The organism is Superficieibacter sp. HKU1 (assembly GCF_029319185.1).
In the GTDB taxonomy this organism is placed as follows: Bacteria; Pseudomonadota; Gammaproteobacteria; order Enterobacterales; family Enterobacteriaceae; genus Superficieibacter.
On sequence record NZ_CP119754.1, the window covers coordinates 2724939 to 2740869 of the forward strand.

The window sequence follows — 15931 nt, forward strand, 5'->3', positions numbered from 1 at the left end:
AGGCCCGGCAGCACGCGCTGCCGGGCCAGAGAGTTACGTTATTCAGGCCAGCTTCGGAAATGTCGCCACTTTATGTTGCAGCTGACTCTCTTCGCTGCGTGGCGCGATCTGCTTTAGGTCGCGAATAAACCTCTCCTGCCAGTGATTGATATCGTTCTTATGAATAACATCCATCATTTCAGCATGACGAGAAATACGCTCGGCCAGCGGCATATTCAGCGCGCGGTGTAACGCCGCCGCCACCTCATCCCGATCGTAAGGATTCACAATCAGTGCCGAGGTCAGCTCGTTCGCCGCGCCGGCGAATTGCGAAAGCACCAGCACGCCAGGGTTTGCCGGATCCTGCGCAGCCACGTACTCTTTTGCCACCAGATTCATACCGTCGCGCAGCGGCGTAACCAGACCGACATCCGAATAGCGGAAAACTTTCATCAGCAGTTTCCGATCGAAGTGCTGATTCAGATAATACAGCGGGGTCCAGCCCAGTTGTCCGTAACGTCCATTGATTCGCCCCGACAAATTTTCCAGCTGATGACGAATATCCTGATACGCCTGCACTTCACCACGTGAGGTGGGCGCTATCTGCGTGTAGCGGATTTTACCGTGATGCTCCGGGTATTTTTCCAGCAGCGTTTCATAGGCCATGAAGCGCTCCGGCAAGCCTTTGGAGTAATCCAGACGCTCAACGGAGAAAATGTTCTGGACATTCTTCAGTTCGTTTTTAAGCTGCGCCAGCTTCGGCGGCAGCGGACCGGTGGCCTGACGCGCGATTTCTTCAGGCTCAATACCAATCGGGTAGACTTCGGTACGGAAGTTTTTGCCCCACGCGGTATGGGTATTGCCATCGCGGGTGGTCAGACGCGTTTGCGCCGCGACGCATTCAAGGAATGCCTGACGGTCATTTTCAGTCTGGAAGCCCAGCAGATCGTAATCGCATAATTGTTCCAGCAGTTCAGCATTCGGTGGCAGCGCGTTGAAAATTTCCGGCGTCGGGAAAGGGATATGCAGGAAGAAACCAATTTGATTGTGAATGTTTCTTTTGCGCAGTTCACTGGCGAAGGGAAGCAGATGGTAATCATGGATCCACAGGATGTCATCGTTTTCTACCAGCGGCACCAGCTTGTCTGCCAGCAGTGAATTGACGCGCTGATAGCCTTCCCACGCGTCCCGCTGAAAGTTGACTAAATCGAGGCGGTAGTGAAACGCGGGCCACAGCACGGCGTTGGAAAACTGGCTGTAGTAATGTTCATAGTCCTGTTCGCTCAGATTAAATGAGGCCCAGGTAATGTTGCCTTTACTGACGGTCTTTAGAGGCTGGTCTTCGTTACCTACCTCCCCGCTCCAGCCAAACCACAGACCGCCTGCAGCTTTTAACGCGCCGAGAACCCCTACCGCCAGGCCACCGGCGCTGGCCTTCTTATCATCGGGCGGGGCAATACGATTAGATACTACGACTAAGCGACTCATGGCCATCTCTCCTGTCTGTTAGCGCTTTTTCTTGTAATAGTTGGTTATCAGCAATAGTTTGTAGCCACTGATGCACATCGGCGACACTCGCCAGACGCCACTGCGCCTGGGTTGCCCCCGGTCCTACTTTGATGGAAATCCCGTTGAGCTGGTTAACCACCCGGAACCCGGCTTCATCAGTGAGATCGTCACCCACGAAGACCGGCGTCCTACCGCGAAAAGGTGCTTCCTGCATAAAGGCAGCAATCGCTTCACCTTTGCTAATCCCCTGCGGTTTTAATTCGACAACACATTTACCCGGCTGGAGTGCCAGCTGCGGATACAGTCCCACAATACCTTGCGCCAGCGCCATAATGCGCTCTTCAAACTGCGGTGCCTGACGATAGTGCAGCGCAAACGCCATGCCTTTCGCCTCAAGCTCGCAGCCTGGCATCACCGCCAGGGCGGTGGTCAATTGATCGTTAAGCGTATGCACAACGTCCGCAGGCAGTTCTACGGTGTGCGTCTTACCATGAAAATCACGTCGCTGCGCGCCGTGCACCCCGGCAAGCGGAAAATGCAGCGGACTGGCGAGCGCGTCGAGTTCGGCCATAGAGCGCCCGGAGACCAGAGCCACCGCGCCCTCATTTTTCTCTGCCAGCAATTGCAGCGCGCTACGAACCTCGGAGGTCAGGAATACCTGATCCGGGTGCGGTTTGATTTCAGCGAGAGTACCATCGAGGTCAAAGAACCAGGCGTGATTTCCTTTAAGTACAGGCGGTACAGATAACTGGTCAGCCACCCTGATTTCCTCCTTACATTTACAGCCCAAAGCGGGTAATTAATCAAACGTTAGCAATGTAAGTATAGACAGTGTGACCAGCCTCGCCATTTTCAAATGAAAACGCCAGCGACATTGGCCGCTGGCGTCAGGTTAGAAGTAGACTTAAAAGTTAGGGCAATTTATCAGACGGTACGTTTCGCTTTTTGTTTGTAGCGGTCAAAGATCACCGCCGCCAGCAGGATCAGACCCCGCACCACATATTGCGAGAACGGCGAAATGTTAAGCAGGTTCATGGCATTCTCCACGGTGCCGAGAATTAAGATCCCCGCCACCACGTAAGAAATCTTACCAATTCCCCCTTTCAGCGAGACGCCGCCAAGCACGCAGGCAGAAATAACGATCAGCTCATAGCCGATAGACGTCATCGGCTGGCCGCTGGTCATGCGTGAGGCGAGAATAATACCCGCCGCCGCCGACACCAGCCCGGAGAGGACAAAAATAATTATTTTCGTCCGCACCACCGGCACCCCGGCCAGGCGCGCCGCTTCTTCATTACCACCGATGGCCAGCGTATTACGGCCAAAGGTGGTTTTGTTGAGCAGCAAACCGAAAATAATCAGGCAGCCTACCGTTAACCAGATAGGTGCGGGCAGTCCCAGCCAGTTCGCATAACCGAGCGCAAAGAAGCGCTCGTCTTCAATCCCCACCGCTTTCCCGTCAGAAATAATGTACGCCAGGCCACGCACAATCTGCATCGTGGCCAGGGTGGTGATCAGGGCGTTAATCTTCAGTCTGGCAATGACAAAACCGTTCACCAGGCCGCATACGACACCGAGCATCAACCCGGCAAATACGCCGAGCCACAGGCTTTCGGTCTGGTTAATCACTACCGCCGTGGTGACGCCCGCGCAGGCGATGACCGACGCGACGGAGAGGTCAAAGTCGCCGGAGGCCAGGCAAAACAGCATCCCGCAGGCCACCATCCCGGACATCGAGATAGCCAGCCCCAGCCCTTTCATGTTGATAAACGAAGCAAAGTTCGGCACAAAAATCGCGCAGGCCAGAAAGACCACGGCGAAAACGACCAGCATGCCGTACTGATCCCAGATCCGCCCGATGCTCATTGACGACTTCGACGCGCCCGTTGTGGTTACAGATGACATTTTCAACTCCTTCTCAGGCTACCGCCTGGCTGACTTTAGGCATCGCAAGGCTGAGCGCCTGCTGTTCTTTGGCGTCGTGATGCAGAAGTTCACCGGCCACCTCTCCTTCGCGCATTACCACGATGCGATCGGCAACGCCCAGCACCTCCGGCAGGTCGCTTGAAGCAAAGAGGACGGCGACGCCGGACGCGGCAAGCGCATAGATCACGTTATAAATTTCATGCTTCGCCCCCACGTCGATACCGCGTGTCGGCTCGTCGAGCAAAATGACTTTCATGTCTTCGGACAGCCAGCGCCCGAGGATCGCCTTCTGCTGGTTTCCTCCGGACAGGTTCATGATCAGCTGTTCCGCGCCCGGCGTTTTGATATTCAGCGACTGGATATGGTGCGCAGCGTTACGCGCTTCCCACGTATTGTTAATGACGCAGCCGGCGCGAATGTGTTTACGACGTGCGCTGATATTGATGTTGTCCTTTACCGAATGGACCGGAATGATGCCCTCGGCTTTACGATCTTCCGGACAGAGCATTATCCCGGCGCGAATGGCCTGGGACGGTTTCTCAATAGATATTGGCTGGCCGTCGATATAGACCTGCCCGCCAGTGATGCGCGTGCCGCCAAACAATCCTTTCATCAGCTCGCTGCGCCCGGCGCCCACCAGCCCGAACAGGCCGACGATTTCACCGCTGCGCACCGACAGACTGATCGGCATGCGCACGCCGGGTGCCTTAACGTTTTCCAGCCGCAGCCGCTCCGCGCCATAGTCGCGTGGCTGCCAGCCGTAGATATCGCCCAAATTGCGCCCCACCATCGCCTGCACCAGCGCGTCGTGATTGACCTTCTGCATGTCGGTAAAGGTACAAACGTAGCGACCGTCTTTAAACACGGTAATGGCATCGCTGAGGGCAAAGATTTCTTCCATCCGGTGCGATACATAAATGATGACCCGTCCTTCCTTGCGCAGCTCGCGGATCACCCGGAACAAATTGTCGATTTCTCGTGCGGAGAGGGAGCTGGTCGGTTCGTCGAAGGCAATTACTTTGGCATTGCGCGCCAGCGCTTTGGCAATTTCCACCATTTGCCACTGACCTATCGACAGGTACTTCAGCGGCGTTTGCGGGTCGATATCCAGACCCAGATGTTCCAGTTGTAATCGCGCTTCATAATTAAGCAGTGAGCGATTAACGATCCCGCCTTTGTGCGGGAGCTGCCCGAGGTAGATGTTTTCCGCCACGGTCATTTCCGGAATCAGATGCAGTTCCTGGTAAATAATAGCGACACCCGCATTCAGCGCGGCGGTAGTGTCGCTAAAAGCGACCTCTTTCCCCTGCAGCGCCAGCGTGCCGCTGGTCGGGGCATAATTGCCGCTGAGAATTTTCAGCAAGGTGGATTTCCCGGCACCGTTCTCACCCATCAGGGCGTGGATCTGCCCGGCATAGCAATCAAAGCTGATGTCGGAGAGCGCCTTTACACCGGGAAAGGTTTTGCTGATACCGCGAAATGAGAGATAAGGGGTAGACTGCTGCATAACGACTCCGCCATTCATAGTGGTACGTAAACGGCCCCTCGCTAAACGAGGGGCTGATTCATGGTTGACTGAAATCGATTAAAGACCTTTCTTCGCCAGCTCTGCTTTGAAGTTATCGCGGGTGATCAGCACGACGTCGGTGACCGCGGTGAATTTCGGCGGCTCTACGCCCTTCTCTACCCAGTTGTAGAGCATTTCACTGGTTTTGTAGCCGTGAATATCCGGACTTGGCAGCAAGGAGCCAAAGAAGCCGGTTTGCTGATTTTTCGACAGCTCGCTGACCGCATCCACGCCGTTGATACCGATACCGATCACGTCCGGGGCTTTGAATCCCTGACCTTCGGTGGCGCGAACGCCGCCAAGCACGGTGTTATCGTTCATGCCGACGATCAGCCAGTGTTTCACTTCCGGATGCTGAACCAGCAGCGAGTTGCCGGCATCGAATGCACCGGGGATATCGTTAGATTTGGTTGGCACCTGGTAAATTTGTTTTTCCGGGAAGCCTGCGGCTTTCAGGGCGTCCATCGAGCCTGTCGTACGGCGACGCGCGGTGTCGAGCTCGTTAGCGGTAATGGCCATGACGCCGGTTTCTTTCACGTCCCAGCCGCGTTTTTGCATCTCTTTATACAGCTCCTGCCCCTGACGCGCGCCAATTTCGCTGGCGGCCATCATCACCAGCGGAACGCTCTCCATCGGCTTCCCTTTCGCGGTGACAAACTGATCGTCCACGGCAATCACTTTCATGTCGTAGCCGCGTGCTTTAGCGACAATCGCCGAGCCGAGTTTCGGATCAGGTGTACAAATGACAAAGCCTTTTACGCCGCTGGCGGCGAGGCTATCAATGGCATTAAGGGTCTTTTCACCGTCAGGTACGGCAATCTTAACCACTTCAAATCCCAAATCTTTACCGGCTTTATCGGCGAATTTCCACTCCGTCTGGAACCAGGGTTCTTCCGGTTGTTTAACCAAAAAGCCCAGCTTCATGGATTCCGCAATAGCCGATTGTGACATAATCGCAGCCAGTCCGATGGCTGCCAGTGCTTTAGTGAATTTGTGCATGTTAAACTCCAGCGTTAACATTCTTCTATGTAGGGTAAATTCGTACTCAAATTTTTTTATCAGACATAAAACAACGCATTAGCATCAGAAGCCTGGTGAATGCTTTTGCTGGAACATTAATAGCGGGAAATTAATTCTCCATAGGAGAGCGGCATCACATCGCAGGATTACAGTTATTGCGTACATATATTCAGCAATAAATGACATAAAACGGAAGGGTATTGTCGGACAATTAAATGATGCTGTAACAGGATTGTCTATATCCTTAGCGAGCTTATCCTTGTCCCGGATGGGCGGCGCATCCGGGACCCGATATTACCAGGGATAATAAATATGTTCGGCGTGCTCACGCGCGGGGGCTTCATTACCCAGCAGGCGTGCGGCGACGGTCAGGGCAAAGTCAAATACCCGCCCCAGTCCCTTGCCGCTGATCAAATTGCCGTCCTCAACCACCGGCGCGTCCACATACTCGCCATCGGTTACCGATTGCCATAAATCGCCAGAGCACACATAGCGACGGCCTTTCAATAACCCATTGCCGCCCAGCACCCGGGCCGCGGCGGAACAAATGGGGCAAATAAGCTTACCGGCATTGTCGTGCGCCATGACAAACGCCACAACGTCCTCACTGGCCGCCAGATTAATACTGCCCTGTGGCCCGCCGGGCAGCACGATAGCGTCATAGCGATGCGCCTGACGCTCGGTCAGCGTCGCGTCGGCGACCAGCGGAATATTATGGTAACTGACCACGGCACGTGATTCGGCGCACGCCAGCGTTTCTACGTGAATATGCAAACGGCGTAATATATCGATGGTGACAATGGCTTCCGCTTCTTCAAAACCGGGTGCCAGTAAAACGGCAACGCTCTTCATTCTTTATCCCTTAAATTCATCTGTGAATGTCAAAACGCTCATCAGACCTTCAGGCTCAAATACCGGCGTCTGAGGACAATATCTGGTAAGAATAAAAATGATCTGGCGCAATTTATCACGGATTATGGAATATCATGAGCACGGTCAACATTGATGTACCGCACAGACGAATCGCGCCAGCTTTCATTCTCATTGCCATGCTACGCTTTTTAAAACGCTTTTTCAACTATTACAAAATATCGTTATTATTATATTTATCAATATGTTAACCATAAATATAAGTATTTAATAGTAGTTATAATTCTTTTTTCAGAAGTTGTAACCAGTAATGAATTCCGTGCGTTGAGACTTTTCTTAGCGACGGGATCGTTTTAATCTTGCGACAGGAATTACGGAAAATTCATCACCGATCACATACAGCAGCGGCAGAATGTATTTATTCTGTGGAGAGTAACGGTGGTGCATGAATAACGTCGAACCCGACATTTTCATGAATTATACGATTTCGTATAAATCGTCCCCCAGGTAATAAGGATATTGGTATGCTAGCTTTAGGAATGGTTCAAAAACTCAACGTCCAGATGAACCTGGAGTATAACGCGTCCAATCGCTACCTTCGTTTAAGCGAGTGGTGCGCTAAACGTAAACTGACTGGCACCGCCATTTTTCTGCGCTCGCAGGCGCAAATCAACGTTACCCGCATGATGCGCGTGTTTGATTTTATAAAAAAATCTGGCGCGAATCCGGTGGTCGCGACGACAAACCCTATTGAGGAGCAATGCACCAATCTCGAAGAACTCTTTTCCCAGACCATGATGGATTTTCAGCACCGCAGTGAAACGCTGACCAAACTCATAGAGGAAGCCCGGTCGCAGAACGATGCGGCTACGCTGGCTTTCTTAACCCAGATAGCCACTGAAAGGGAGGAGCACGGGCTTTTGTTGCAAACCATCTTTGAAGAAGTGCGTCATGCGGGTCAGGCCGGAATGAAAATGGAACAGACCGACCAGCACCTGTTAAACGTCGTTAATTACCAGCAACATTAATTTCTTAGTTCACCCCGGCCCGCTCATGGTCCGGGGTGGAATAGCACCTCTTTCCCCTCTTTACTGCTGATCTTGTCGCCTCACACCAAATACAAATGTTAATGAAATGTGTATAACGTGATGTTTTAATTAACATTTTATAAATTAGATCTATCTCTCATCGTTTACCCTTACAAAATGCAATGCTTCAGGGAAATCTGATGATGTTGCAAAAGGTGCTCTATGATTACCCTTGAGTTTGTGGTCATTATCCTCTGCCTGCTGGTGGGTACGCGCTTCGGTGGGATGGGACTGGGTTTAATTAGTGGGATCGGCCTGTTTATCCTGACCTTTGTTTTTGGTCTTGAGCCTGGCAAGCCGCCGGTTGATGTTATGCTTACTATCCTGGCGGTCATTGGCTGTGCCGCCACGCTGCAAACGGCGGGCGGGCTGAACGTCATGATGCAGTTTGCCGAACGCTTACTGCGTAAACATCCGCAGCATATTACTCTGCTGGCACCTTTTACCACGTGGTCCCTCACCTTCCTGTGCGGCACCGGGCATGTGGTCTACACCATGTTTCCCATTATTGCCGATATCGCGCTAAAAAAAGGTATTCGTCCTGAGCGCCCAATGGCGGTGGCGTCTATCGCCTCGCAAATGGCGATCACCGCGTCGCCGGTGTCGGTGGCGGTGGTCTCACTGGTATCGATTATCGGCGCAAATCACGGCGTGGGTCAGGCGTGGGGGATCCTGGAAATTCTGGCCGTCTCCGTTCCGGCCTCGCTGTTTGGCGTCGCTATTGCCGCTTTGTGGAGTCTGCGCCGTGGTAAAAACCTGGAAGACGATGCGGAGTTCCAGGAAAAGCTCAGGGATCCAAAACAGCGCGAGTTTATTTATGGCAGCAGCGATACCCTGATGGATCAGCGCTTCCCAAAACAGGCCTACTGGTCAACCTGGATTTTCTTTGCCGGGATCCTGGTGGTGGTACTGCTTGGGGCCATCCCGGAACTGCGTCCTTCATTTGAGTTGAAAGGAAAACTGACACCGCTATCCATGAACCTGACGATCCAGATGATGATGCTGATCGCCGGGGCCATTATGTTGATGGTGTGCAAAGTTAACGCAACAACGATTTCGAACGGGGCGGTATTTAAAGCCGGGATGGTGGCGATTTTCTCGGTCTTCGGCGTCGCGTGGATGAGCGATACCTTCTTTCAGGCCCATTTGAGCGAATTAAAAATGGCGCTGGAAGGAGTGGTTAAAACGCATCCGTGGACCTACGCCATTGTTCTGTTTCTGGTATCAAAACTGGTAAACAGTCAGGCTGCGGCGCTGACGGCTGTCGCCCCCATGGGATTGATGCTCGGCGTGGAGCCCAAAATGCTGGTCGCCTTCTTCCCGGCGTCCTATGGCTATTTTGTCCTGCCAACCTACCCAAGCGACCTCGCCTGCATTGGCTTTGACCGCTCGGGCACGACGCGCATCGGCAAATTCATCATTAACCATAGCTTTATTCTGCCAGGACTTATCGGCGTCAGCTGTGCCTGTGCCGCAAGTTACCTGCTGGTACAAACCTTTTTCTGATGCTGCCACCACGAAAAAAGCCAGGCTTGCGCCTGGCTTTTTAATGGGCTTCATCCTGCGGGGTAAATTTCATTTCGATCAGCGCAATGGCTTTTTGTATGCCACGCAGCGTGACGGGATCGGCGGCGGCGGGATGCATCGTGAAATCAATCGCTTTTAACTGGGCTGACATCTTTTCGCGAACCTCAGCGGGGGCGATGATTTCAATAACATCAAGAATTTGTTTAATGACCAGCTGGCAGGCTACGATATCGGATACCAGTTCCTGATCGGCACTCAGATTGTCGGACATATTGCGCTCCTTGTTCAAGGGGCGTAATAGTATCGCACGCGCGCTGAAATGTCAGAGCGGAAATTCAGACATAAAAAAACCTGCCGTGGCAGGTTTTTTTATCAGAACATAGCGCCTGGCGGTACGTCTTTGAAGGTTTTGCAGTAGTTTTCAAACATGCTTTTCAGGATTTTGCGAAATTTCATTTTGTACTCCGATTTTTGTTATGCAGGTGTTACTGTCTACACGTCTATAATATGACCTGCGTCACAAAAATCAACCACAACGTGATAAAAATCACATAAATTTTACACGTATTGGTAAAGTATTAAACAAAAGTTATGTCAAATCTGCGGCTTATCCGCGCCTTTACTGGATTTTTTTCTTTATGGTGGCAGGCATATAATGAGTGAATCAGTCTCTGACAAGGAAAAGCGCGGATTATCACCCGCCGCTTTACTGGTTGCTGGCGCTTTTTTTATGGAGTTTCTGGACGGTACAGTCATCGCCACAGCCCTGCCCGATATGGGGAAAACCTTTGGCGTAGAGGCGGTTGATCTTAACATTGGCATCAGCGCATATCTCATCACGCTGGCGGTATTGATCCCGGCGAGCGGCTGGATTGCCGATCGGTTCGGTGCCCGGAAAGTCTTTACCCTGGCGCTGGCCATTTTCAACCTTGCATCGGTACTGTGCGGCCTGGCAACCAGCGTGGAGAGTTTTGTTGCGATGCGCATTTTTCAGGCCGCAGGCGGCGCGCTAATGGTGCCCGTGGGACGGCTGGCGGTGCTGCGCACCACGCCAAAACACCAGCTGATCACCGCCATCGCCACCCTCACCTGGCCTGCGCTGGTCGCACCGATTATCGGTCCTCCGTTGGGCGGCTTTATTACCAGCTATGCGGACTGGCGCTGGATCTTCTTTATTAATCTGCCGATTGGCTTAGTTGCGATCCTGTTATCGCTGCGAATTATTCCTGACATACGCGATGAACAGCGCCGTCCTTTCGATTTGCCCGGTTTTCTCGCCACCTCGGTCGCAATGATAAGCCTGGTCTATGCGATGGAAGCGTTGGGAGCGGAAAACGTTCAGGGAGGGATCACCACGGCGCTGCTTGTTATCGGTGGGGTAGCGTCATTTTACGCCCTGCGCCATTTTCGTCATGCGGCATGGCCAATGATCCGCCTGGAAGCGATGCAGGTCCCGACCTTTCGCGTCACGATGTACGGTGGTTCACTGTTTCGCTCGTCGATCAGTACCGTGCCTTTTTTGCTGCCGCTGCTTTTTCAGGTCGGTTTCGGTATGGATCCGTTTCATGCCGGCTCGCTGGTGCTGGCCGTCTTTGTCGGCAACCTGACGATTAAACCGGCCACCACGCCCCTGATCCGCTGGCTGGGATTTCGCCGTCTGCTGTTGATCAACGGCGCGCTGAACGTGCTGGCGTTGCTGGCCTGCGCCTTTTTAACGCCGACTACCCCGGTCTGGCTGGTGCTGCTGATCCTGTACCTGGGCGGCGTTTTCCGTTCGGTGCAGTTTACCGGCATTAGCACGCTGGCCTTTGCTGACGTCCCCTCCAGCCAGATGAGTTATGCCAATACCCTGTTCAGTACCGCCACGCAACTGGCGGTCGGACTGGGGATCACCCTGGGTGCGATTGGTATTCGCCTCGGTGAACGCATCAGCGACTGGTTCGCACTCACCGCTATCCCCGGCATCAGCTTTCGGCTGGCATTTGGGTTTATTGCGCTAATCTGTCTGGCAGGAATGGCCGATACCTTCCGGCTGACCAGAGATGCGGGAAGCTCGGTGTCGAGAAAGAGGAAGTGAGGGGCTGTAATGGTGTGCTGAGAGGATAATGCCGGGTGGCGGCTTCGCCTTACCCGGCCTACAAAGACTGCAATATCAGATGGTTACATAACAATCGTAGGCCCGGTAAGCGTAGCGTCACCGGGCAAAACAGCGCGAATGGATCAGCCAATCATTTCGCGAACGAACGCTTCAATCTCTTTGTTCTGGCTGTTCTCAAAAAAACACTGCTGGAAGCGCGGGCCGGAAACCGCCGTCTTCACCAGCTCCGGATCGATAGCGCGCAGGGTATCCAGATAATTTTCTTTCACTACCGCTGCTTTCACCTGGTTGAGAATACCCGCGTTGCGCACCTGCGGTTCTTTACGCTCCGGCGGATAACCTTCACCGGTCCGGCCGGTAAACGCTTTTTCGAAAATGAAGCGCACATTCAGCTCGGCGCCCCAGCCAAAACCTTTGGCAAAAGGCAGCGCCAGCGCGTTACCGTTGTTAATCTGGGCGAAGAGGAACGCATCGGCGGGATCGATACAATAACCGCAAATCACCCCTGGATGGATATTCAGGGACATCAGCGCGCCCTGCCCGGTACCGCAACCCGTGACCACAAAATCGACCGCTTTCGAATTCAGCAAAATGCTGGCCATAATCCCCAGATGGATATAGGTCAGGTGATGATCGTTCTCATCGCTCATGCCGACGTTATAAACCGGGAAATTTTTCTCGCTTGCTACCGCGTTCAACTCATTGAGGATAACAGCGTTTTTGCTGGCCTGACTATTTTCCATCATCAGTGCAATTTTCATTTCTAACTCTCCTGAGTGCTGCGCGGGATGCCCCGCCTTGATGTCAGATGAGGTCAACTTTACTACCTGCCAAACATACTTTCAAATTTAATGAAAAATTGTTTTAAAAATCACAGATGGCATCACGTTTTTCCGCCACTGGCGGTGCAGCGCATTTTTCTCTCATATTCAAAAAATATCTATTCGCTGTGCTGAGGGTTGGTTAGACTTCAAATTAAACAAAACAATAACAGGAATCATCTGAGTGGATCAGCACAGCCCGCCCTCCCGACCCCTGGTATTTTTCGGAGCCCTGCTATTTCTGGCGCTGCTGTGCGTATTTCCCCTTTTTGCCGCCCCTTCTCCCCCAAAGGAGGCGGTTCCGGTCTGGCTTTATGACGCTCCGAGCTACGAGTTCTGGCGCGATCCACACGGTCATTATCAGGGGTTTTATCCACAACTCATTCAGGCCATAAATCAAAAATATGGCTACAACCTGCAAATCCAGCCCATCAGCGGTAATGAAATTAGCCAGAGTTTTAATAACGATCGCTATGGCCTGTATGCTGGCGTGATCCGAACGGAAGCCCGCGCACGAAACAAAATTCTCTCAGCCCGTATTTTTAGTAATGAAGTGCTCGCCGCCAGCCTGACCCGCACCATCACATCCGCCGATGAGCTAAACCAGAGCCGGGTGGTCTTTCGCCGCAATGATGCCACCTGGGATCAGGTTAATATGCGTTATGCCGATATCCACTTCAGTCAGGTCATTTTTGTTACCACCAGCGAAGAAGCCTTTCGCCTGCTGAGTGAAAATAAAGCTGATTTTTATATTAATGACGCTACCGAGATGGAAGATACGCTGCGTTATTACACTATCTCTCGTCCCTTTCCCGACCTGCACATCGCCTCGGTGCTGGGGTTCAGCCCTGAGCTGCGCGGCCTGAGAACCAATGTTAATCAGCTCATTAATGACTGGCAGCGCAATGGGAAATTGCGAAAACTGGAAGACCAGACGCGGCGTGATTTCCTGCTCAGCCGGATTGTGCTTAGTGAGGAAGAAAAGCGCTGGCTTGCCGCCAACACGCTCACCGTCTGGCTGCCCAAAAACGAGAATTTTGCGCCGCTAATCTGGAAAGATGCGCAGGGATATCACGGTTCGGTGGTGGATATGATTAACGACATACGCGATCTGCTGCACGTGAAAGTGGACGTTCAGTATGTTGATAATTACGTCTTGCGCATGCGGCAAGAAAAATGGCCCGTCCGCCTGGTTAATCTGGTTAATACCAACGATGCCAGCCAGTCGGATGGTATGATTGGGCCCGTGACGGCCTGGCACAATGTGTATTACAACCGCATCGGCCAGCCGTTCCTCTGGGATGAAGAACAAATTCGTCATCAGCGGGTCGGGGTGCTGCGCGGCTCGTTTTCCGCGCTTTATCTCAGGCAGCGCTTTGGCAATGAGATTTTTATCGTCAGCGGTGCCTCGGTTGAAGAACTGCTGGATGCCATCGAAAACCATCAAATTGATTATATCCTTGGCGATCTCAGTTCACTGGAGCTGTCATTACGGGGAAATGAACTGTTTCGCGGCGTGCTGAAAGTGGCCGGCCTGACCCGTATTGATTATGAGATTGGACCCTGGGTTGATCCCGCGCATCCGCTACAGCGTTTACTGGCGCAGATCCACCGTATTTCCAGCTTCCGCACTCAGATGGAGCGGCATGTCGAACCCACCCTGATGCCAGAACTCACCAAAAACACCTTTAAAATGATCAGCATTGTGCTGCTCATTACTGCGCTATTCAGCGTGTGTTTGCTCATCATCATGTGGCGGCAAATGAAGCAGAACCGGGCGGTTAACCGCAGTATTGTGGAGGCGATGGAAAAGGTGAACCGGGCGCATGATGACGAGACCGGCAGCCATATCCATCGCGTCGCTCAGTATTGCGGTTTGATGGCGCGGGAATTAAAACTGCCGCGGCGGATGGTGCATGAAATCGAGCATTTCGCCTCGCTGCACGACGTCGGTAAAATTGCGGTACCGGAACGCATTCTGCGCAAGCAAGGACCGCTTTCCCCGGGAGAATTTAGCGAAATGAAACTGCATACCCTAAAAGGCTGGCGCATTATTCAGGGGCTGGGGCTGGGTCCCGTTGCCGAAAATATTATTCATTTCCACCATGAAAAGTGGGATGGCAGCGGATATCCGGAAGGGCTGCGTGGTGAACAAATTCCCATCGAAGCGCGGATCCTGGCGCTGGCAGACGTCTATGATGCCCTGCGGCAAAAGCGTGTCTATAAACCTGGCTATTCGCACGAGCGCGCCTGCGAGATGATTTTTCAGGGGGCAGGACATCATTTTGACCCGCAGCTGGTAGCGCTTTTTCGCCAGCAGCATGTGAAATTTCAGGCCATTTTTGACTCGCAGGCCGATTAGCGCCCGCCGTTGTGATAACTGGGTGTAGATCCGCTGGCTATTCTGCGGATTGCGGCTGGCAGTAAACGGTAGGATAGGCAGACTCCCTTAAAAGCAGAACCGCGTAATGAATAAAGCTGCCATTCTTATTTCCCTGCTGACGCTTGCGGGCTGTTCGGTGAACCGACAGGCTGATGTCAGCGATGTTGATACCACCAGCGGCATCGTGCGTTTAACCTACGGACAAGCCATGCTTCAGTCCGCTACCACCGATCCTTACCTCGCGCAGGGTACCGCAACGCGGCAGTGCCAGCAGGCCGGTTACGCCACCGCGGTTGCCTACGGCCAGCCCATTACCACCTGCACGGTGACCAGCGGTTCGCTTTGTCTGAATGAAAAAGTCACTCTGCAATATCAGTGTCGCGGCGTGGCCGTTAGCCAGAATTCCGTGGTGAATTACTGGTGATCCGTGTGCCAGCGTTGCCGCTGGCGCTATTTAAACGGAATTATTCTTATTCTCGCGTTTATATTAAATAACGCAAATGCGTATTATTCCTGGTCGCATTTTAACAAATCAATTTTTTATTTAACCTTTTGCAAATAATTAAATAACAAATTATAGTGGCGGTATTATAACCCCTGGCAAATATTGCGGAGCGCGTCATGCTTAAAGCCGATATGATCGAAAAATTAAATGCACAAATGAACCTTGAGTTGTTCTCCTCTCTGCTTTATCAGCAGATGAGCGCATGGTGTAGCTATCACAGTTTTGAAGGGGCCGCCGCTTTTCTGCGCCGCCACGCGCAGGAAGAGATGGGGCATATGCAGCGCCTGTTTGACTACCTGACCGATACCGGTAGCCTGCCACAAATCACTGCTATCGCCTCGCCGTTCGCGGAATATGAATCGCTCGACCATCTGTTCCACGCCACCTATGAGCATGAACAGCTGATCAGCAGCAAAATTAATGAACTGGCCCATGCGGCAATGACCAGCCAGGATTACCCGACCTTTAATTTCCTGCAATGGTATGTCGCTGAACAGCATGAGGAAGAAAAACTGTTCAAATCCGTTCTCGATAAATTATCGCTGGCAGGCAAAAGCGGTGAAGGTCTTTATTTTATCGATAAAGAACTCTCCACCCTCGACGCGCAAAACTAATTCAGCGGGCCAGCTTCGCGCTGG

General features: G+C 52.6%; 15 protein-coding genes. 6 read left to right on the forward strand and 9 right to left on the reverse strand.

The window, feature by feature from the left end:
• Positions 1-42: 42 nt before the first annotated feature.
• The 6 genes from otsA to P0H77_RS13145 all read right to left on the reverse strand — a co-directional run bounded on the left by otsA (position 43) and on the right by P0H77_RS13145 (position 6853).
• Positions 43-1467 (reverse strand): alpha,alpha-trehalose-phosphate synthase, encoded by a 1425-nt coding sequence (gene otsA / locus P0H77_RS13120; protein ID WP_276157325.1) that lies wholly within the window; start codon positions 1465-1467, stop codon positions 43-45.
• Entirely contained in the window at positions 1442-2248 is an 807-nt protein-coding gene (gene otsB, locus P0H77_RS13125; RefSeq protein ID WP_276157326.1) for a trehalose-phosphatase, read from the reverse strand. Before otsB ends, otsA begins: the two co-directional genes overlap by 26 nt.
• Before the next feature lie 164 nt (positions 2249-2412).
• Positions 2413-3393, reverse strand: a complete 981-nt coding sequence (araH, locus tag P0H77_RS13130; RefSeq protein ID WP_276157327.1) for an L-arabinose ABC transporter permease AraH — start codon at positions 3391-3393, stop codon at positions 2413-2415.
• A gap of 13 nt (positions 3394-3406) precedes the next feature.
• A complete protein-coding gene (gene araG / locus P0H77_RS13135) occupies positions 3407-4921 on the reverse strand; it encodes an L-arabinose ABC transporter ATP-binding protein AraG (protein ID WP_276157328.1) in 1515 nt (504 codons plus the stop codon).
• Between the two features lie 78 nt (positions 4922-4999).
• A complete protein-coding gene (locus P0H77_RS13140) occupies positions 5000-5980 on the reverse strand; it encodes an arabinose ABC transporter substrate-binding protein (protein ID WP_176918928.1) in 981 nt (326 codons plus the stop codon).
• A 315-nt stretch (positions 5981-6295) separates the two neighbouring features.
• A complete protein-coding gene (locus P0H77_RS13145) occupies positions 6296-6853 on the reverse strand; it encodes a DJ-1 family glyoxalase III (RefSeq protein WP_276157329.1) in 558 nt (185 codons plus the stop codon).
• A gap of 542 nt (positions 6854-7395) precedes the next feature.
• On the opposite strand from P0H77_RS13145, the gene P0H77_RS13150 reads away from it, so the two are divergent.
• Together P0H77_RS13150 and P0H77_RS13155 are read left to right on the forward strand one after the other, a co-directional pair.
• Positions 7396-7899: a non-heme ferritin-like protein gene (locus P0H77_RS13150; protein ID WP_276157330.1), complete on the forward strand. Its 504-nt coding sequence runs from the start codon at positions 7396-7398 to the stop codon at positions 7897-7899.
• Positions 7900-8121: 222 nt separating this feature from the next.
• Positions 8122-9465 carry an anaerobic C4-dicarboxylate transporter gene (locus P0H77_RS13155; RefSeq protein WP_276157331.1) on the forward strand — a complete coding sequence of 448 codons (1344 nt, stop codon included), beginning with the start codon at positions 8122-8124 and terminating at the stop codon, positions 9463-9465.
• Positions 9466-9505: 40 nt separating this feature from the next.
• On the opposite strand, the gene P0H77_RS13160 is transcribed toward P0H77_RS13155, so the two are convergent.
• Together P0H77_RS13160 and azuC are read right to left on the reverse strand one after the other, a co-directional pair.
• Positions 9506-9757: a DUF2766 family protein gene (locus P0H77_RS13160; RefSeq protein ID WP_276157332.1), complete on the reverse strand. Its 252-nt coding sequence runs from the start codon at positions 9755-9757 to the stop codon at positions 9506-9508.
• 101 nt (positions 9758-9858) lie between these two features.
• On the reverse strand, positions 9859-9942 hold the full coding sequence (gene azuC / locus P0H77_RS13165) for a stress response protein AzuC (RefSeq protein ID WP_103676150.1): 84 nt from the start codon (positions 9940-9942) through the stop codon (positions 9859-9861).
• Positions 9943-10141: 199 nt separating this feature from the next.
• Between azuC and P0H77_RS13170 the strand changes: the two genes are divergently transcribed.
• Positions 10142-11563, forward strand: coding sequence for an MFS transporter (locus P0H77_RS13170; RefSeq protein WP_276157333.1), 1422 nt, complete (start codon positions 10142-10144; stop codon positions 11561-11563).
• 143 nt (positions 11564-11706) lie between these two features.
• On the opposite strand, the gene P0H77_RS13175 is transcribed toward P0H77_RS13170, so the two are convergent.
• On the reverse strand, positions 11707-12345 hold the full coding sequence (locus P0H77_RS13175; protein WP_276157334.1) for an RpiB/LacA/LacB family sugar-phosphate isomerase: 639 nt from the start codon (positions 12343-12345) through the stop codon (positions 11707-11709).
• Positions 12346-12589: 244 nt separating this feature from the next.
• On the opposite strand from P0H77_RS13175, the gene P0H77_RS13180 reads away from it, so the two are divergent.
• From P0H77_RS13180 to ftnA, 3 genes are all read left to right on the forward strand, one after another.
• Entirely contained in the window at positions 12590-14767 is a 2178-nt protein-coding gene (locus tag P0H77_RS13180) for an HD domain-containing phosphohydrolase (RefSeq protein WP_276157335.1), read from the forward strand.
• Positions 14768-14873: 106 nt separating this feature from the next.
• Positions 14874-15212 (forward strand): YecR family lipoprotein, encoded by a 339-nt coding sequence (gene yecR / locus P0H77_RS13185; RefSeq protein WP_276157336.1) that lies wholly within the window; start codon positions 14874-14876, stop codon positions 15210-15212.
• Between the two features lie 197 nt (positions 15213-15409).
• On the forward strand, positions 15410-15907 hold the full coding sequence (gene ftnA / locus P0H77_RS13190) for a non-heme ferritin (RefSeq protein WP_176918936.1): 498 nt from the start codon (positions 15410-15412) through the stop codon (positions 15905-15907).
• The last annotated feature ends 24 nt before the right edge of the window (positions 15908-15931 follow it).